General features: G+C 39.5%; 12 protein-coding genes. 4 read left to right on the forward strand and 8 right to left on the reverse strand.

Going from position 1 to position 19,121, the window contains the following annotated elements; translation table 11 throughout:
* Window positions 1-71 precede the first annotated feature (71 nt).
* The 3 genes from BVH02_RS14050 to BVH02_RS14060 all read left to right on the forward strand — a co-directional run bounded on the left by BVH02_RS14050 (window position 72) and on the right by BVH02_RS14060 (window position 4,277).
* Window positions 72-2,279, forward strand: coding sequence for a T9SS type A sorting domain-containing protein (locus tag BVH02_RS14050; protein ID WP_158093897.1), 2,208 nt, complete (start codon window positions 72-74; stop codon window positions 2,277-2,279).
* A gap of 83 nt (window positions 2,280-2,362) precedes the next feature.
* Window positions 2,363-3,676: a gluconate:H+ symporter gene (locus BVH02_RS14055; RefSeq protein ID WP_086502097.1), complete on the forward strand. Its 1,314-nt coding sequence runs from the start codon at window positions 2,363-2,365 to the stop codon at window positions 3,674-3,676.
* A gap of 127 nt (window positions 3,677-3,803) precedes the next feature.
* Entirely contained in the window at window positions 3,804-4,277 is a 474-nt protein-coding gene (locus BVH02_RS14060; RefSeq protein ID WP_086502098.1) for a RidA family protein, read from the forward strand.
* Window positions 4,278-4,400: 123 nt separating this feature from the next.
* Here BVH02_RS14060 and BVH02_RS14065 read toward each other — a convergent pair whose 3' ends face one another.
* The 6 genes from BVH02_RS14065 to BVH02_RS14090 all read right to left on the reverse strand — a co-directional run bounded on the left by BVH02_RS14065 (window position 4,401) and on the right by BVH02_RS14090 (window position 16,361).
* Window positions 4,401-5,795, reverse strand: a complete 1,395-nt coding sequence (locus BVH02_RS14065) for an MltF family protein (RefSeq protein WP_086502099.1) — start codon at window positions 5,793-5,795, stop codon at window positions 4,401-4,403.
* A 132-nt stretch (window positions 5,796-5,927) separates the two neighbouring features.
* The gene (locus BVH02_RS14070) at window positions 5,928-7,274 is read right to left on the reverse strand and encodes a TolC family protein (protein WP_086502100.1); all 1,347 of its coding nucleotides are present in this window, start codon (window positions 7,272-7,274) and stop codon (window positions 5,928-5,930) included.
* Entirely contained in the window at window positions 7,274-10,336 is a 3,063-nt protein-coding gene (locus BVH02_RS14075) for an efflux RND transporter permease subunit (protein ID WP_086502101.1), read from the reverse strand. The genes BVH02_RS14070 and BVH02_RS14075 overlap by 1 nt, the downstream gene beginning before the upstream one ends.
* Before the next feature lies 1 nt (window position 10,337).
* Entirely contained in the window at window positions 10,338-11,420 is a 1,083-nt protein-coding gene (locus tag BVH02_RS14080; protein WP_086502193.1) for an efflux RND transporter periplasmic adaptor subunit, read from the reverse strand.
* A 61-nt stretch (window positions 11,421-11,481) separates the two neighbouring features.
* The gene (locus BVH02_RS14085) at window positions 11,482-12,264 is read right to left on the reverse strand and encodes an alpha/beta fold hydrolase (protein WP_086502102.1); all 783 of its coding nucleotides are present in this window, start codon (window positions 12,262-12,264) and stop codon (window positions 11,482-11,484) included.
* A 746-nt stretch (window positions 12,265-13,010) separates the two neighbouring features.
* Window positions 13,011-16,361 (reverse strand): TonB-dependent receptor, encoded by a 3,351-nt coding sequence (locus tag BVH02_RS14090; RefSeq protein WP_086502103.1) that lies wholly within the window; start codon window positions 16,359-16,361, stop codon window positions 13,011-13,013.
* Window positions 16,362-16,705: 344 nt separating this feature from the next.
* Between BVH02_RS14090 and BVH02_RS14095 the strand changes: the two genes are divergently transcribed.
* The gene (locus BVH02_RS14095) at window positions 16,706-17,401 is read left to right on the forward strand and encodes a lysoplasmalogenase (protein WP_086502104.1); all 696 of its coding nucleotides are present in this window, start codon (window positions 16,706-16,708) and stop codon (window positions 17,399-17,401) included.
* 333 nt (window positions 17,402-17,734) lie between these two features.
* Here BVH02_RS14095 and BVH02_RS14100 read toward each other — a convergent pair whose 3' ends face one another.
* Together BVH02_RS14100 and BVH02_RS14105 are read right to left on the reverse strand one after the other, a co-directional pair.
* Complete coding sequence (locus tag BVH02_RS14100; RefSeq protein WP_169712844.1) at window positions 17,735-18,814, reverse strand: fatty acid desaturase family protein; 1,080 nt, start codon at window positions 18,812-18,814, stop codon at window positions 17,735-17,737.
* Window positions 18,815-18,869: 55 nt separating this feature from the next.
* Window positions 18,870-19,067: a hypothetical protein gene (locus BVH02_RS14105; protein ID WP_205635738.1), complete on the reverse strand. Its 198-nt coding sequence runs from the start codon at window positions 19,065-19,067 to the stop codon at window positions 18,870-18,872.
* Window positions 19,068-19,121: the final 54 nt, after the last annotated feature.

Consider the following 19,121-nt stretch of genomic DNA (forward strand, 5'->3'; position numbering starts at 1 on the left):
CAATTTTTAGGTGCCGAATATACCTCATATTCTCGGTAGTTGCATTTAATTGTCTTTACTTAAACGTTGCATTGAGTCAAGAAATTGGGGCATACCGCACAATTGCTAGTGGGAATTTTGGAAATATAGGAATATGGCAAGTGTATAACGGCACACTTTGGACTCCGGCATCCGCCAAACCTAGTCATGTGAATGACATTTATATAGACCAAGGTCATTTATTAACCTTAACGGGTAACGAGGAAGTCAAGAGTGTCTTTATTAATGCTGAAACTGGAGCAAATCAGAAATTGAATCTGAATGCATCGAATCTAAATATTTATGGTACGCTTCAGGCATTTTCAGGTGCTGCCCCAGGTTCAGCTACTGGATCATGGAACAGCCAAAACTGGATAGGCAACTCCATTATAAGCACATTAACATTTAAGGGGAACTCAAGAATAATTATTCCTAAAAATGCTTGGAGTGGATTTACAACCCAAAGTAGATATACAGTGATTTTCGATCCTGGAGCAGGAAAAACTTTGACAATTGAGGAGCCATTTAAAGCTGTAAGATTTATTGTTAGATCGGGTATTGTACTGCAAAAATTAGATACTTCTGTAATTCCAAACTTTTGTTCATCACTCTCTTTCAATACGGAAACCACCTTCTATCCTGCAGGTCCGTTTGGAGATTTTATAATCGAAAATGGTGGGATATTTATATCTGAATGCAATGAAAAAATAATAGCAAGATCTGTGACAGGATCAGTAAGTGCCAATCTCTTTAATATTCAAACAGGTGGTGAGCTTGTTTTGGAAGGCACAACTCCGAGAATTGAAGCAGCAAATTTTCAACTTGAAGGAAAAGTAACATTCAGGGGAGGCTCATCGACTAAGACATTACTAACATCTTCCTTTGCTGATGCAGGTACTATCAATAGCTTCCATCATCTGGAAATTCAAGGAACTCAAAACGTTTCCTTCCCAGCATCTATATCCGTAACTGGCGACATTTCTAAAGTTGGTACAGGCACATTCCTAACATCAACTAGCCATATAACTTTCACAGGAAATCAGGTCCAAACTGTTTCCGGATTTTCCCTAACTCCAAGGGATTTGACAGTCAACAAATCAGGAGGAAAAGTCAATTTAGCCCAAAATCTTACAGTCCTGAGAAATCTAACTATGCTTAATGGAAAACTTGATTTCCAAAATAATCAGCTCACAATTAACTCATCCAATTCAGGAACTTATAACTATACAGGAGGGTCATGGGAGAACTTATCCAGATTCATATACAACAATTCACCGACAAATCTCACTGCCATCAATGCTACGTTTCCCTTTGGAGACAGATATCATGGTGGAATCCGAAAAGTTCAAATGCTCGGCACCTCAGCTGGCGGCAATCTCTCTATCAATTACACCGAATACAAAGGGGCAGATTTCAATCCTGGTTTTGAAGACACAGGAGGTATTCCAATTCTATATCGCCTATTTAGCTATTTCCAATTCTCCGGATTAAGCACATCCTTAAATCCATTGGAATTGAGGATTTCTGCAAACAATTTAATAGTTGATCAACCTGAAGATATTAGATTAGTTTGCACTGGATACGCTGCTCCAGGAAACCATATTTTGAGTATGGACGCTATCAATCTTTGGGCAATTCGAGATCTTACATTTGACGATCTCCCTGGGAAAAATTTTACTGTTGGCAGCTTCAGAACATTGAGTATTCTTCCCGTCACTTGGCTTTCTGTTTCTGCGAAAAAACAAGGAGCAAACAACCAAATCACCTGGACAGTAGCGCAGGAAAAAGATAATGAGAAGTTTGAAGTCTATCATTCCACAGATCCATTGGTAAAATGGACGAAATTAGGCGAAGTTTTAGGCAAAGGCGACACAGACACACCCGTCTCTTACTCATTTATTGATCAAAGTAGTTCTAATTTATTTATATCCTATTACCAAATTAAGCAGTTTGATTATTCAGGAAAATGGGCTTGGAGCCCTGTGTTTAGACTGGAAAGAGATTTATCAAATTCAAATGATCAACTTTCCATATCCCCAAATCCACACACCTACGGCAAAATTAGCGTTGTCCTAACTCAAAAATTGCATTCTGAAAAAACCCTCGTAAAAGTTCACACCACTCAAGGTCTACTTATTTCATCCTTTAACTTTTATGAGGCTCAATTCTCTGAAAAACTAGAATTATTGAAGCCAGGGCTGTATCTCATCACCTTTTCAAATGAGAAATACAGCCATCATATCAGATGGATTAAGCATTAACAATCTTTTGAATGAATTATCTTAGCTGAAATACACTTTATCTCATTTTTTTTATCTTAGCCAGCTAAACCCAACCTCAATCGATGACCATTCTTCTTGTCTTGCTCAGTATTGCCATCCTGGTGCTTCTGATCGTCTGGGCCAAGCTCAATCCTTTTTTAGCTTTTCTGATTTCCTCCATTGCAGCTGGTTTCCTTTTGGGACTTCCCGCAGACCAGATCGCTGGCTCTGTGCAGCGGGGAATGGGCGTACTATTAGGTGACTTGGTCATCGTAATCGTGATGGGCGCGATGCTCGGTAAGCTTGTCGCCGAAAGTGGTGCTGCGCAGCGAATCGCTGGTTTTCTGATGAAAGTCTTTGGCGAAAAACGCATCACCTGGGCCATGGCTATCACTGGGTTAGTGGTGGGTATTCCTTTGTTCTATAATGTAGGCTTCGTCCTGTTAGTCCCGTTGGCCTTCACAGTAGCGTATCAGTATAAAATCTCAGCTGTCTATGTAGGCATTCCTCTGTTGGCAGCACTTTCTGTGACGCATGGGTTTTTGCCTCCACATCCATCGCCAGCAGCTTTGGTAGCACAGTTTGATGCAAATATGGGTTTGACTTTATTCTACGGTTTTCTGATTGCTATTCCTACCATTGCGCTGGCAGGACCTATTTTCGCAAGAACTCTGAAAAATATGAAGGCGGAACCGCTGAAGACTTTTCAGGCAGAGATAAAACCTGAATCTGAGCTTCCTTCTACTGCTAATAGTTTTTTTACGGCTTTACTTCCAGTCGTATTATTGGTGGGAACCACGGCACTCAATCTCAATATAGCTGAAGAAAGTCCTCTTGCTCCTTTCATTCACTTCGTAGCTGATCCGGGAATCGTGATGTTGGTTTCAGTGCTAATTGCCACGTACACACTTGGTCTAAAACGCAAATTCACCATGAGGCAAATCATGGATCTATATACTGTGGCGACCAAGGACATTGCGATGATTTTATTGATCGTAGCAGGAGCGGGTGCCTTGAAGCAAATCTTTACTGACACAGGAGTCAGCATGGTGATCGCTGAAGGATTGCAAAGTTGGGATATTCATCCTTTGATTCTGGCCTGGGTTATTACCGCAATCATACGTGTATGCGTGGGCTCAGCTACTGTTGCTGGACTAACCACTGCTGGCATCATCGCTCCTCTGGTAACTACTATGAATGTGGATCCAAATCTTTTGGTACTTTCCATCGGAGCGGGAAGCTTGATGTTCTCCCACTTCAACGATGCTGGCTTCTGGATGTACAAGGAGTTTTTCAACGTAAGCATCAAAGATACCATCAAATCCTGGTCGGTCATGGAAACCATTGTAGCATTAGCCGGCTTGGGTGGGGTCCTACTCTTGGATATTTTTGTATAAAGTAAAAGTGCTTTTCTTTTGGTCAGTGGAGACACACATCGCCTTTCATGAAGCTAAAAAAATCACCCAGATTTATTTAAACAATACCTCTCTGTTTCAGAGAATCAAGTAAAACAATAATATAATTATGGAAACCCCAGAAAACAATTTTTCTAAACTTGGTCTAACGCTTCCCCCAGCACCGAAACCACTAGGCGTGTATAAGCCATGCTTGATTGATGGCAAATACCTTTATCTCTCAGGTCATGGCACGGTACAAGCTGACGGAACCCTGATTCTTGGTAGAATTGGCGAGGATATGGATCAAGAACACGGCAAATTAGCTGCTAGACAGGTGGGACTGGCAATGCTTGCAACAATTAAAGCAAATCTTGGCTCGCTAGATCGCGTGAAGCGAGTGATCAAAGTGCTTGGAATGGTGAATTGCATCTCTACTTTTGAAAAGCACCCCTACATCATCAATGGATGCAGTGAGTTATTCGCACAGGTTTGGGGTGAAGAAAATGGTATAGGCGTACGATCAGCTGTAGGAATGGGTTCGCTACCTGGTAATATCCCAGTTGAAGTAGAAGCGATGTTTGAGCTTCACGAGGAAGCATAGAAAATCCCGAGGTCTGTGAGGACAGAGACCTCGGGATTGAAAATGGTAATTTCCTGGTCTGTGGAGACACAGACCAGGGCTTCATGCAAAAATTACTCGGATTCTTCAAATCCGGCTTTCCTTTTAAGGATGCACAAGTGCTTTGTAAGATTCGAATACGCTCATCACGTCTTTGACGTAGTTGACTGCCAGATGACCTTTGGCAAAGCCGCTTTTCACAATAGGATCCTGGTAATAGTCTGGATCGCTTTTTAGCTCCAAGAATTTGGAAACATCTGCCCAAGTCTGGGTATTTTCCCCAAATTTCAAGGTTAATCTCCAGGCATCTTCCACATGCCCGTGACCGATATTGTAAGATGCTAAGACAAATTTCAGGCGCTCTGAAGTATCTGGCACTCTTTCCATCCAGAACTTATCCAAGTATCTCAAATAGCGAACACCACCCATCAATGACTCACTTGGATCATCTGGGTTCTGTACGCCAAATCTCTCTAAGGTCACTGGCATCAATTGCAGCAAACCTCTTGCTCCAGCATAAGAAGTCGCCACTGTATCAAACCTAGATTCTTTATAAACGAGTGAAGCAAGTAATCTCCAATCCCAACCTAATTGTTCAGCTCCATCCTTAATGATATCATCGTAAACAGAAATTTGATTTCCAGCTAGAGATGAAAATGGACTATTTGTTCTGAAGTAACTGTTTTTGGAATTCAAAAAATACTTCGCATAGACATCAGGAATAAATCTCTTCTGCTTATCTGAAAGCCAAGTATCTAAGGAAGCTAAAAGCTTAGGGGAATTCTGACGTACGACCCACGATACATCATTTTCTTGTTGAACCTTCCATGAAATATCCAGTCCTTCGTAATAAGTAGCATTAACACGAGCAATATTCTGGTCGGCAATAGTCCATTTTATCTTCCCTTCTATTACTTTATCAATCAATGTTTCTTCGTGATCAGGCGAAGTAATTACTGTGTAATTTAACTGTAGCGAATCCTTTAAAGCGCAAAGCTGAGTCTTGTAAACAGCGCCTTCACGTACGTAAATTGTGTCAGTTTTTAATTGATCCCAAGAAGTGATCTTACCCGATGATTCATTGCCAACAAGCACTGTACTCATTTTGCCTAAAGGAAGAGAAAAAGAAGCTTTCTCAGATCTTTCTAGATTCTTTTCAAGATTCATTGCAATCACATCCACCTTGCCTTCATGCAGGTAATCAAATGCAACATCTATTTCAGAAACCATTACGAGATGCAATTGAACATTCAGACGTTTAGCAAGATCCCGCAGGAGTTCATACTCGTAGCCCATTCTTCGTCCACGGTATATGTAATACCCCGTCGAATTATTATCCACTGCTGCGCGAATAAATCCACGATTTTGGATGCCTTGAAGGTCAAGCAGGTAGGTATCCTCTTTGGCGATAGAGCCGAAATTCTTCTCTATAAAAGTGCATTGCACACCGAAAAGTAGAAGTATTAATATGGAAGAAAATAAAATTATCGCTTTTTTCATTCACTAGAGCCGTCAGACTCTGGATGTTACGAAAAGCCAATTGGCAAATGTTATGCCAAAATAAAATAAATACATCTGTTAAAAAAAGCAAATAAAAAAGTGAAGGCTACTAAATTAGCCCTCATTTAGCTATTAATCTTCTGACGTCAACTCAAAGCTTTCTAAACTATTTTCAAAAAATATCTTTCCTGAAAGTCTTCTTAATTCTATTTCCTGCTCCTTGATATTGAAAATAGATGTGATTAATCTATTCTGCGCTGTCAACAAATTGACCTGTGCATCTCGAAATTCAAGGTAGGATGAGATTCCTAACCTAAACCGCTCCAAGGCAATATCTGTACTTTCTTTCGCGGTTTCGTAATTCTTCTTTTCCACTTCCAAAAGATTCTTATTGGTCAGGTAGGTATTGTAAGAACGATGAATATCTGATTTCAACTGTATTCCAAGCTGGTCGGTAGCATAAGATTGAATTTTCTCTTGAACCCTAGCATTTTGAATTCTACGGTTTAATGTCAACCCGTTAAAAAGATTAATAGTGATATTTCCACCTCCATTAAATCCTTGACGTTGATTTTGAATTAAAAAGCCCGCGTCTGAATTAGAGGTATTATTGACATAATTTCCATTCAAATTTAAAACCGGCAATCTAGATATTCTCAATTCCTTCATTTGAAGAAATGCGACATTTTCTGCCCGTTGTGCGATCAACAGGTCCTTGTTATCAGTGAAAGCATTTTCTTCTAAGTCCATCAAGTAGAGCGGATCACCTATCAAGATGGTGTCTTTTACTGTGAAGCTACTGCCAGGATCCAAAGCCATCAGCTCATTCAAGTTCACACGCGCATTTTGAATCACCTGATCTTGCGTGAGTAACATCGTCAAATCAGAATTGTAATCAACTTGAGCAGTAAGGAAATCACGTTTTCCCGCCCCACCCAATTCGTACTGTGCCTTGGCAATATCCAACCTAGACTGACTAAGTTCTAAAGTAGTTTTTAAAACTTCGTATCGTTGTAGCTCAAGTACTAATCTATAATAGGCGGAAGATATACCTGCAACTGTGTTTTCAACAACTACTTTTGTTTCTAGCTCTGAGATCTCGGTAAGCTGCCCCAATCGCTTCATTATTACAAAACTTTCGGGCCTGAATCCATAAATAGCCGCGACAGAAAAGTTTTCATTTCTCGATCTTGCATCATTGATCATTCGTGGCTCAGGATCATTGAGGAATTTCTGCTCTACATCTTCTTTGCTGAAACTTCTCAAGTAAGTAGCATCCACACGTGGCATGAAGAGATCTCCACTACCAATTTTTTCATCTCCTTCACGGAGTGTAACAGTTTCCACTGCCATTTTTATTTGCAGATTATTCTCAAGTCCAAGTTGAATGGCCTTCTCCAAATCCAGAGACTCATTACTTTGGGCGTACACGCTTGTTCCAAAAATGCTCAAAAAGAGCAATAGGCTAAGGTTTTTCATTAAATTCTGGCTAATCTTCCTTCTTTGGAAGTGAGATAAGTGTAAATAGATGGGATTACAAATAGCGTCAAGATAGTTGCGAACGCTAAGCCACCAATAACGGCAGCTCCCATCGGAACACGACTTTCAGCTCCAGCTCCTAAACCTAGTGCGATAGGCAAAATCCCCAAGATTGTGGACAAACTAGTCATTAAAATCGGTCGGAATCTGGCTACAGCAGCACCATAAATTGCCTCATGAACTGTCATGCCCATAGCTTTTCTCTGATTTGCAAATTCCACAATCAAAATACCATTTTTCGTCACCAAGCCTATCAGCATGATTATACCGATCTGACTAAAGATGTTTAATGTAAAATCAAATATCCAAAGTGTGAATAAAGCACCGAAGAGTGCCAATGGCACAGTAAACATGATCGTAAGTGGATCCAAAAAGCTTTCAAACTGTGCAGAAAGCACCAGATAAATCAATACTAAAGCGAATATAAATGCAAATAGTAAACTGTTTGAACTCTCTCGGAATTCCTTAGAGGGACCCGATACATCAGTGGTGTACGAATCATCTAAAACTTCAGCGGCAATCCGATCCATTTCTTCTAATCCTTTTCCAATTGTATATCCTTCGGCAAGGTTGGCGGAAACTGTTCCTGCTACGAAGCGATTGAATCTGTATAATTGCGGTGGAGTACTGTTCTCTGTGACAGTGACCAAATTATCTAATTGTACTAATGTACCATTTTCAGCACGTACATAAAGCATACGTAGGTTAAGTGGCTCATTTCTATCTTCAAGTCTCATTTCACCCACCACTTGATACTGCTTGCCATTCTTGATGAAGTAAGCAAATCGCTGTCCTGAGTAAGATAATTGAAGTGTTCTGGCAATTTCCTGAATAGAAACCCCAATATTTCTCGCTTTTTCTCGATCTATTTCGATCTCCAGCTCTGGTTTAGTAAACTTTAAGTTGATGTCAGAGAAAATAAATACAGGACTTTTACCTACCTCTTCCATAAAAGTCGGAATTACCTCTTTCAACTTATCCAGGGTGGGAGCTTGCAACACATATTGCACAGGCAGACCACCACGGCTATTGCCAATGGATTGAGCTTGAGAAGCAAAAGCCTTTACTCCAGTATAACTCTTTAGCTTCTCATTTATCTCATTGAAATATTGGCCTTGGGTCTTTTCCCTATTTTCCGCATCTGTAAGAATGAATCGGACAAAACCTGAGTTAGTACTTGATGAACCAAAGCCTGGTGAGGTAACAGATACTAATCCTTTAACTTCTTCTTTAGGAAAATGAGCCTTAAAATCTTCTACCATTTGATCAATCACTCGATCCATGTAACCAAATGTAGCTCCTTCGGGGCCGCTCATTCGTATTACGATTTCGCCTCGATCTTCTGTCGGTGCTAATTCAGTAGGTATTTCATTGAACAGCCAATAGATTCCGAAGCCCATCATTCCTACCAATAGGAAGGATACCCAGCGAAATTGCATAAACCATGACAGCGCTGAATCATACTTGTTATTGATCCATACGAATCCAGGCTCAGTAAACATATAAAAACGGTTGTGCTTTTCTCTTTTTTTCAAAAGCTTAGAACTCAACATAGGAGTCATCGTCAAAGCCACAAAAGAGGAAATAATCACTGCCCCTGCTACTACGATTCCAAACTCTCGGAAGAGACGTCCCGTTGTTCCTGTCAAAAATATAACCGGAAGGAATACCGCTGCTAGCGCCACTGTAGTTGCGATAACTGCAAAAAATATTTCTTCAGAACCTTGTGCTGCTGCTTTTTCTGGCTCTTCTCCTTTTTCTATTCTAGAGTAAATATTCTCCAATACCACAATTGCGTCATCGACCACGAGTCCAATCGAGAGGACAATTCCCAATAAAGTCAATACGTTGATCGAGAAATCCATCAAATACATGATAAAAAATACCCCTATCAAGGAAATAGGAATAGTCAGTACAGGAATGAATGTCGTGCGCCAATCCCTTAGAAACAGGAAGATAATTGCTACTACCAAGACAAATGCGGTGATAATAGTCTCTTGAACTTCAGAGATAGAACTACGGATATATTTGGTAGTATCAAAACCTATTTCAAGACCAACATCTGCTGGTAAGTCCTTTTTGATGAACTCCAATCTACGGTAAAACTCATCCGCGATTTCAATACTATTAGAACCAGGCAATGGCACTAAGACTACCCCAACCATGGGTACTCCATCTCGCTTTAAAATACTACGCTCATTCAATGCAGCTAACTCAGCTTTGCCTACATCCTGAAAACGAACAATATTATTCTGATCTTCTTTGATAATCAAATCATTGAATTCCTGAGGCGTACTCAATCTACTTTTTGTCCGTACTGAAAGTTCAATGGTCTCGCCTTCTATTCTTCCTGAAGGCAATTCAACATTTTCACTTTGCACTTTGGAGAGTATATCCAGTGGCGTAACTCCGTAAGAGGCCATTTTGAGCGGGTCCATTCGCAGGCGGATTGCATATTCTTTTTCTCCCCAAATCTGTATTCTGCTTACTCCAGGAATTGTTTGAAGTCTTTCTTTGAAAATATTCTCTGCGATATCTGAGAGATCCAACAGGCTTCTTTCATCACTTTTTACATTCAAAAATATGATAGGCTGGGAATCTGCATCGGCTTTTGAAACGACCGGAGGATCTGCATCGGGAGGAAGATTTCGTTGTGCACCAGAAACTTTATCACGCACGTCATTTGCTGCCGCTTCCAAATCTGCACCCACATCAAATTCCACTGTTATACTACTACCTCCATCATTAGAGGTAGAAGTCAGGGATTTGATGCCTTGAATACTATTTATAGCTTCTTCCAAAGGCTCGGTGATCTGCGCCTCAATAACATCGGCATTTGCCCCAACGTAGGAGGTTCGCACATTTATCACTGGGGGATCTACACTAGGAAATTCTCTGATACCTAACATAGAAATGCCGATGGCACCAAAAAGTATAATGACCAGAGACATTACGATGGCCAAAACTGGCCTGTTGATACTTATACTAGATAAACTCGCCATCTTAATTGATTTGAGTGAATTCAACAGGAGATCCCGTTTTTGCTTGCAGAACACCAGTGGTGAGCACCAGATCTCCTACATCAAGACCACTAATGATTTGAACGTGAGTATCTGTACGAGTACCGATTTCTACTTTGCGCTCCTCCGCTTTGTTATCAGCACCAACTACGAAAACTTTATAGCCTTGTAATTCTGGGACAATAGATTCAGAAGGTACCATCAAAGCATTTTCTGTCTCTCCCAATACAAAACGAATTCTAACGAACATTCCCGGCAAATACTTCCTTTCTTTATTTGGACTTTCTGCACGAAGCTTCAATGTACGTGTCGCAGCATCGATCTGAGGCTCAAACGCATACACTTTCCCCATAACTTCCTCAGGAGATGATTCATTAGAAAAATAAATAGGAGACCCCACTGATACCATATTAGCATAGCGCTCAGGAATGGAAAACTCTATTTTGATCGGATCAATATTTACAAAGTTTGCTATGATATCATTTGTTCCAATTACAGATCCTTCACTAACTTGTCTCAAACCCAAAATCCCGTTGAAAGGGGCTCTAATAACCGTTTTCGACAATTGGGCTTCTACCAGTTTCAAATCTGAAAGTGTAGTATTGTATTGATTTAAAACTATATCGTATTCTTCCTGGCTGATTGCTTCACGAGCCAAAAGTTGTTTTTGTCTATTTTCCTGGCTTTCAAAAAGCTTCTGCGTATACTGAAGTCTCTGAAACTGTGCCTGCAACTCATCGTCGTTTAAGTAAAGTAAAGGTGTTCCTTTACTTACAAATTGACCTTCTTTAAAGGAAATTTTTGTAATCAATCCTTGGATTTCAGTTCTCAGATCGACAGACTCGTTCGGCTGAATTGTACCCGTCACTGACAGCTGATTTCTTAGTGTTTCTCTCTCCAGTTTCACGACTTTAACGGGTAAACTAGAAGGAGCACCAGAACCAGCGCCAGCGGAATTAACAGCTGAATCATTGCTTTTGCGAGATTCAAGTCTTGGATAAAAATAGGCAGCCGCTACGATCACAATTACCGCAATGATCAATAAGGTTTTGGTTTGTTTTTTCATCTGTTTATTCTTGCTACACTTTTTTCCTTGGATAGCTTTCAAGAGAAAAGTAAAGGGCTTTTTAGATTTGTTTTTTGAGAAATGCGAGTGATAGCTGATTAAATTCCTCCGGTTTTTCGACGTTCACTACGTGGCCACATTTCTTTAAAATATTCAATACTGAATGTTTATGCGTTTTAATTATTTTCTTTACCGGCTCCAAAAACATCACATCCTGATCTCCCATCACATATAAGGTAGGAATACCAAGATCAGATTCTTTAAAATAACTGAGCAAAGGATTGATGTCCTTTGTCAATTGAAACCATCGTATAAATTCTTTCTGACAGAGTTTTTGAGCTTCTCTGACAAACAGATTTCTTGATTCCGAATGCTGCTTTCTGGGCATGATCACAAACGCGAACAATTTATAAAGCCACATATATGGGATCACCCGTTTAAAAGTACTCCCTAAGAAAACCAAAACCCTCGATTGAGTAGTCAATCTGGTCACCGCACCTGCCATCACAAGCGATTTAACTCTCCATCGCTCTAACTCCGCCAATTGCCGAACTATGATCGTTCCTAATGACACGCCCATAAAATGTGCAGGTGGAAGATTCAGATGATCCAACACCTCAATTACATCGGTTGTTACTCCTTCAAAAGTATATTCCTCGTTATATATAGCCTGAGGAAGATCAGCAGACTTACCATGGCCACGAAGATCAATCAAGAGAAGATTGTACTTTTCTCTAAAATCCTTCAACTGCTTAAACCAGACCGCAGAGGATCCTCCAGCCCCATGTATAAACACGACCCATTCCTTACTCACCGAATGAGAAAATATTTTGTAATACAGCATGTTAGGTTAACCAGTACGCCTTTAATAAGGTTGTCGGAATACAAAAATAACTCACTTTATTCCGGAAAAAGCAATAATACTTACTAAAGGCAAATCCCTACTATCAATGGGAAAAATACAGGATACTGAAAGAAAAAGGCTCGACATCATTGATTAAGCTGATGTTCTTATTTAAGTTCTGTTTTCTATAATTTCCAGCCCAAAGTAATCTGAAATACATAAGCGAGCTTAATAGCACCAGTAATTGGCTGATTATCAAAATTTTCGATAGTTCCTAATTTAACATAATAGTCAGAAAAGAAATCTATCTAAATATCATACTCAAAATCCTTATGAAATCTATTTTATTCTGAAAAACTTGAATACGCCATAATATTAGTCAATAGGTTCAAATCGGCTATGCCATAAAGATTAAGTTCAGTACCAACCACTCCTTCTCCAGAATTTTTAGAATAAATATCCTCAATTAGGATTCCGAGTTTAGTTTGATTTTTCTAGTCTGCTTTGTTATTAGAACACCTTTGTCCTACTTATAATAGCCACTTTAATAACATCGGCATTCTTCAAAATTAAAAAATCTGTCTGCGCAAAAGAGGTAAATGACAGTCCTGAAATCAGTAACTAAAATAGTGATAATTTTCCCATAGCGACTCAATAAATAATTTCGAAAGTAACTGATGCTAGACTTATAACAAAAAAAGCATCCCCTTTAGAGGGATGCTTTTAAAATGAAATTACTTCTTTTCTTAGAATATATATCTTAAACCAAACTGCATGCTCCAGGTGGTACCGAAATTACTTGCATTTTGAAAAGGAGTAGATGGCAATTCACCAGAAACTCTGTTCATGTTAAAGGTAGGTGTCTGAGTAGCGTTTCTTTCAGTTCGAGAAAGCAGGTTTTGAGATCCGTTTAGGTTCTCCTGAATTCCCCAGTCGCTATTCAGCAAATTTCCAAAGTTCACAATATCCAAACTCACCTGAATAGTATTTCTTCTTTCACCGATGTTAGTGAAGATATCCTGAAGTACTCTCACGTCGAATCTGTTCAACCATGGAGTAACAAATGCGTTTCTTGGCACATACTGTCCTCTATATTGTTCTAGGTCATTTCCAGCTACAAACTTGTCAAAAGCTGCAGCTTGTTGCGCGGCTGTGATAGGGCTTGAGCCATTAGAACCAGGAATTTCCTTGAAGTTCAGACTGCTAGTAGTCTCTGGTATGAATAATAGATCAGCATTGATACCATCGCCATTGAAGTCGTTACCATAGGTGTAAGAGAATCTACTTTGATTCGATCCATTATAATAAACGCCAACTGAAGTAGCAAAATAATTTCCGTATTCTAATCTGTAAGCTACGTTAGCAACAACTCTATGTGGAGTAGCGAAGTTGGAGATGTTCAGCATCTGCTCGTTAGGGCTATTGATGTTTGGACTAGCACCCCAAGCAGAGTTAGCAGAAGAACCAGAGTTTGCACTCACTTCCTTTGCTTCTGAGTAGGTATAATAGACACTTCCAGAAATACCATTGTAATCAGGAACCATTAAACCGGCGGTAGCACTGAATGCATACCCTTTTAAATCTGTGTTAGTCAGGATAGTTGCATTGTTTGCACCTATATTAGAATTGTATTGAATATCGCTATTTTGTAAAGTGATTTCTCTATCATCTCCTTCAACATAGTTCATCTTATTTGGAGATTCTTTTCTATTCGCTCCAAACTGGAAGGCTGCATTGATATCTCTTGTATACAAGATGTCAGTAGTTAATACAAATGGCGAGTTGCCCAACTGGTAATCTGCACCTAAGCTAGATCTCCATACAGATGGCATTCTAAATTCTCTGTCAACTAAAGCAAATGAACCAGGAGCTCCTGCTTTAGGGCTTGAGATGAATACACTTTCACCTCCCGCTGGAGGATTGTTCACATAGTAATAACGCTCTGGCTGGAAAGTTAAGTTGCCAATCCAAGGTGCTACTTCTCCGTAACTACCTGGCTCGATCGTGTTATGAAGAACTCCTGCACCGGTAGGCATATTGGTCAACCATACAAAAGGCACTCTACCTGTAAAGACACCCGTTCCACCTCTTAGGATTAAGCTTCTATCACCTAGTACGTCATAATTGAATCCTGCACGAGGAGAAAGCATAATTCTAGACTTAGGCCAGTTGCCTGAATCATAGTTTTTAGGTTGTCCAGCAGGATCTAATAAAATGAGATCGTTGATAGATTCGTTTGGAGTCAACTCATTCATGTAGATTGGAAGCTCCGCTCTCAATCCAAGAGTTACAGACAGTTTATCATTTACTGCAATTTTATCTTGCGCATAAAGTGATGCTAGGCCAAAGTTTACTCTGGAATAAGTCTCTTGACCTTCATATGGATAAGTCAAACCAAACATAATCGGAGCTACTTCATTCGGAGTGCCAGTAGACAAGAAATCTTCAACAGTCGCATATCTATAGTAAGAAGTACCCATTCTAGTAAAGCTGTTTCCAAACTTCTGTACCTCAAATGCTGCACCAGCAGTGATGGTATGGCGACCTTCGATGTAGGTCAAATTATTGATAAAGGAGAAGTTGTCGTTGATTACGTCGTTGTTGAAAGAGAATAATTCTGTTCCGAAACTCATGTAATTTCTTGTTCCATCACCTATTCCAAAATCGAAAATATCCACCATTGGGAAAAGCTGGCTACTTGGCGTACTCCTAGTATCCTGAATTTTGGAGTAAGTAAATAAAAACTGATTAGAAATTTTTGGGCTGAAGAAAGAGTTCAATTCAGCGGTCAAGGAACGCACCGAGTTTTCAAAACCATAAGCTGAATTCTCAAATGACATAGAGTTTTGACTCACACGGTTGGCATCATTAGTTGTTCTTGGTCTAGGACCAGAGCTTCCGTTAGTTACCTGATTAGAAATACCAACTACTTGGTTATATCTCACGGCAAGCTTGTGCTTGTCACTGATGTTCCAATCTATTCTCGCAAGAAACTTAGTGTTGAACTGTTCAGCCTCATTTGCATAGCCTTCGAATCTACCTGGATCATATCCCCAAACATCACGCAAGTGACTTTGAACTGCTAACAGATCTGATCTTTTTACTCTAGTGATATTATTTTCAGCATCGGCAACACCATTTTCTGATGGTCTCCATAGGTTAGTTCCAGAAGCATTTGCCCCAGACTCAGTTTCTCTTTCAGCATTGACGAAGAAGAAAAGTTTGTTTTTGATGATCGGACCACCTAGTCTAAAACCAAAGTTTTTAGTCCCTGCATCTACAGCCTCCAATTCATTGTCTCCAATTTTCTTACCCTGCAGATCCTGATTTTTTGTGAAATAGTACGCAGATCCAGTAAAAGTATTAGTACCGCTTCGCGTAACCGCATTAATTCCAGCTCCAGTAAAACCACTTTGCGTCACATCAAATGGAGCAATATTTACTGTGATTGCTTCGATGGCATCCAATGAAATAGGCTGTGCATTACCACCTGGAAGTGGATTACCGCTTAAACCAAATCCGTTGTTGAAATTAGCACCATCAACCTGAAGGTTATTGTATCTAGAATCACGACCTGCGAAGGAAGTACCGTTAGCCTGAGGAGTCAAACGTGTAAATTCTGTTACAGATCTGCTAATTTGAGGAAGATCGGTTAACTGCTTATTTGAAATATTGGTAGATGTACCCGTCTTGTTGGAATCAAACTCAGAAGATCTTGCCCCGGAAATAAGCACTTCGCCTAATTCAGTGCTGTCATCATTTAGCGTAACAGAAAGCTGATATGGCTCACCTAATCTAAGAACTACGTTGCCATAAGCAGACGCTTGGTATCCAATAAAGCTTACCTGAATAGTATAAGGACCACCTATTCTCATGTTTGGAATAGTAAATCTTCCGTCCAAATTCGTAACTGCACCGTAACGAGTACCTGATGGCTCGTGAGTAGCGACTACATTTGCACCAGGAAGTGTCTCTCCAATTGCATCTACCACTAACCCTACTACGGAACTAGTGGTTACTTGCGCTTGAGAAACACTAATAGTAGCAAATGCTACCAATACGAGTGACATCAAACTTTTAAGTAAATTTTGCCTCATAATTTGTACGATTTGTTATAAGTTGGTTTTAATATATTCCCTACAAATGTAAAATCGACCGGATAGATGAACTAATACAGCCCGTTAAGTTTTACCCTGCAAATTTCACAAATTTTAACTATTTCTTAACATAGAAACATGAATAAAATTCTGTCCCAATCACAAATAATATTGGTTCTCCATCATCTTACCTGTAAAACTGATTGTATTTTAGAATATTATTTCAGAAATAGCGAAAATACAGAATATTGATACCACGTTAGTTCACAGGATATAATTCTGGAATAACTCTCTATTCAAATTAATATTACACAGTATAGTTGCATCTCAAAATTATCATCTAATTGAAAAGAAAAAATATCCTTTGGCTTTACCTCTTTTTGTTTGCTTCGCTCACAGATATCGCATTCATGCTAGAGCAAAAAAATGAGCTAAGAATATTCTCCAAGCCACTGATTATTTTAGGTTTAGTAGCCTATTTCTATCAAATCACCAGACCTATCTCCTCAACGTTACTCGTAAAATCAATACTTGGAGCTTTGATTTTTTCCTGGATTGGAGATATTCTACTCTTGTGGGATAGTCTTTTTATTTATGGGTTAGGGGCTTTTCTGATGGCGCATATTTGCTATATCATAGGGTTTAGAGTGGCACAGAAAGCTCAAGAGACACCTCTCAAGGTGAATTTTATTAAGACATTTTTCTATAATCTGCCTGTTTATTTCATTGCCGCTTTTGTGTTCTATTTAACCAATCCTAATCTCGGCGCGATGAAGATTCCCGTAATTATATACATCCTCGTCATTCTCAGCATGGTTTCCGTAGCTAGAGAACGGTTTGGGAAATGTAATCCAGCTTCCTTTTGGCAAGTTTTTATAGGTGCATCTCTTTTCTTCATTTCGGATGCAACTATCGCGTTGGATAAATTTTATTACCCTATTCCCGATGCTGGTATCATCATAATGGGGACATACGTTATTGCTCAATTAATGATCGTGATGGGAATCAGGTCACATATTCTACAGCCAACGTTGAAGTGAATTTGTACGAGGCAAAAAGTAAATGGTGTGGTATTCGAATGAATTCAACGGCTTAGGCACAAGTCTAAACTTGGACCTACAACAATGAAGCGTTCTAGTAGGCATAGACCCAACAAAAAGCAGTGAAAACTGCATTAAAATCCAAGGACTAGGATGAGCTAAGCCAGAGTTACTTTGAAAAAAAACTGAGTCACTCTTATTTAGGAGCCACAATCAACTCAATAATACTTGGAGTATGTGATGATCAAGATTAAGCTTCCAAAATAAATAGGTCAACCGCAGTGCTTAAACATGTAAGTTCTGACGCTGATCCAGTTCTTACACTTGTAACTTTTAAGCCTTTCCAAGCTGGCGGAGCATTTTGACATGATCCGAAAGTGCAGCTACAAAAGTTTTCTTAACTAGGTAAGGGACATTAAATTCCCTCGCAGTTTCAGACACGATCTCGGACAACTTACTGTAATGTATATGACAGATATTTGGAAACAAATGGTGCTCTACCTGAAAGTTCAATCCCCCTATTAACCAAGAGAACACCTTACTTCGAGGGGCGTAGTTGCTTGTGGTGGCGAGTTGATGTACTGTCCAATCATTGGAAATAAGCCCTTCTTGGTCTGGCTTCAGGAAAACTGCATCTTGTACGATATGGGCTGTCTGAAATACAAGACTTATACAAATACCAGTCACGAAATGCATACTTAGAAAAGCCAGAATAATAATCCAAGCTGGTAGCGGAATCATAATCAAGGGGAGGACTAGCGCGTAAGAATAGTAGAGAAGCTTCCACGCAGCAATTTTCATTACTTCCTTGTTGTATTCTCCTTCTTTATTAAAAAACCCCATGTCTCTATACCTTTTTACTCTGACGAAATCCTTGGTAGTAATCCATGATATTGTAGAAAGCCCGTAGAAAAACCAGATGTATAAATATTGAAAGCGGTGTATCCAATAACGCTTAGTATTTGGGGTAAAACGCAGGAAAAATGGTGTATTGATGTCATCGTCACCTTCATCTACATTGGTGTAGGTATGATGTAGAACATTGTGTTGAATCTTCCATACGTTGGCACTCGCACCAATCAAGTTCATACTGTAGCCGACGTACTTATTCACCTTCTTATTCTTTGAATAAGAGCCGTGAAGCGCATCATGCATCACTCCCATCCCGACTCCAGCCATGCCTAATCCACTGGTGATGTATAGTGCAAAAATGAGTGCAGGACTGGAAATCAACCCTGTGCTCATCATAATTAACGGTATAAAGAATACGGAAAGCATGATAATAGTTTTGATTACCATGCTCCTATCTCCATAAATGGAGGTTTTTGTATTTTTGAAATGTGCATTTACTCTAGACCTTAAGATTTTAGAGAATTCTGCACTTCCAGTCTTATCGAACTTTAAGTTTTTCATGCGTGCTTCAATTTATATTTTATGGCATCTGCCAGGTGTGCAAGAGCCATTAGACTTAATAGGTTTGCAATTCTGCAAAGAGCAGGTGCAACTCCTCTTTCGTCTTTTGGAGTTTTTGGGAGAGTCGATTAAGCATTCCTTCTCTTTGTCCCTCTATAAATTCGAAATCAGCATCATTTAGCACGGTAAACCGCTGTTTCAGCATTACTTTTTGTTCCCGCCAGCTTCTTGTTATATTCATCTGTGTGCTCATAAAGTTGTAGATATAGTTTATTTTTAATAGGAATTAGGCAGTGATTATCTGGGT

The sequence above is a fragment of the Algoriphagus ratkowskyi genome (assembly GCF_002150505.1).
Lineage (GTDB): Bacteria > Bacteroidota > Bacteroidia > Cytophagales > Cyclobacteriaceae > Algoriphagus > Algoriphagus ratkowskyi.

What these genes read in the sequence shown, in the direction of transcription:
- BVH02_RS14055 (WP_086502097.1), top strand. Translation starts at nt 2,363, where the DNA reads ATGACCATTCTTCTTGTCTTGCTCAGTATTGCCATCCTGGTGCTTCTG.
- BVH02_RS14060 (WP_086502098.1), top strand. Translation starts at nt 3,804, where the DNA reads ATGGAAACCCCAGAAAACAATTTTTCTAAACTTGGTCTAACGCTTCCC.
- BVH02_RS14065 (WP_086502099.1), bottom strand. Translation starts at nt 5,795, where the DNA reads ATGAAAAAAGCGATAATTTTATTTTCTTCCATATTAATACTTCTACTT.
- BVH02_RS14070 (WP_086502100.1), bottom strand. Translation starts at nt 7,274, where the DNA reads ATGAAAAACCTTAGCCTATTGCTCTTTTTGAGCATTTTTGGAACAAGC.
- BVH02_RS14075 (WP_086502101.1), bottom strand. Translation starts at nt 10,336, where the DNA reads ATGGCGAGTTTATCTAGTATAAGTATCAACAGGCCAGTTTTGGCCATC.
- BVH02_RS14080 (WP_086502193.1), bottom strand. Translation starts at nt 11,420, where the DNA reads ATGAAAAAACAAACCAAAACCTTATTGATCATTGCGGTAATTGTGATC.
- BVH02_RS14085 (WP_086502102.1), bottom strand. Translation starts at nt 12,264, where the DNA reads ATGCTGTATTACAAAATATTTTCTCATTCGGTGAGTAAGGAATGGGTC.
- BVH02_RS14090 (WP_086502103.1), bottom strand. Translation starts at nt 16,361, where the DNA reads ATGAGGCAAAATTTACTTAAAAGTTTGATGTCACTCGTATTGGTAGCA.
- BVH02_RS14100 (WP_169712844.1), bottom strand. Translation starts at nt 18,814, where the DNA reads ATGAAAAACTTAAAGTTCGATAAGACTGGAAGTGCAGAATTCTCTAAA.
- BVH02_RS14105 (WP_205635738.1), bottom strand. Translation starts at nt 19,067, where the DNA reads ATGAGCACACAGATGAATATAACAAGAAGCTGGCGGGAACAAAAAGTA.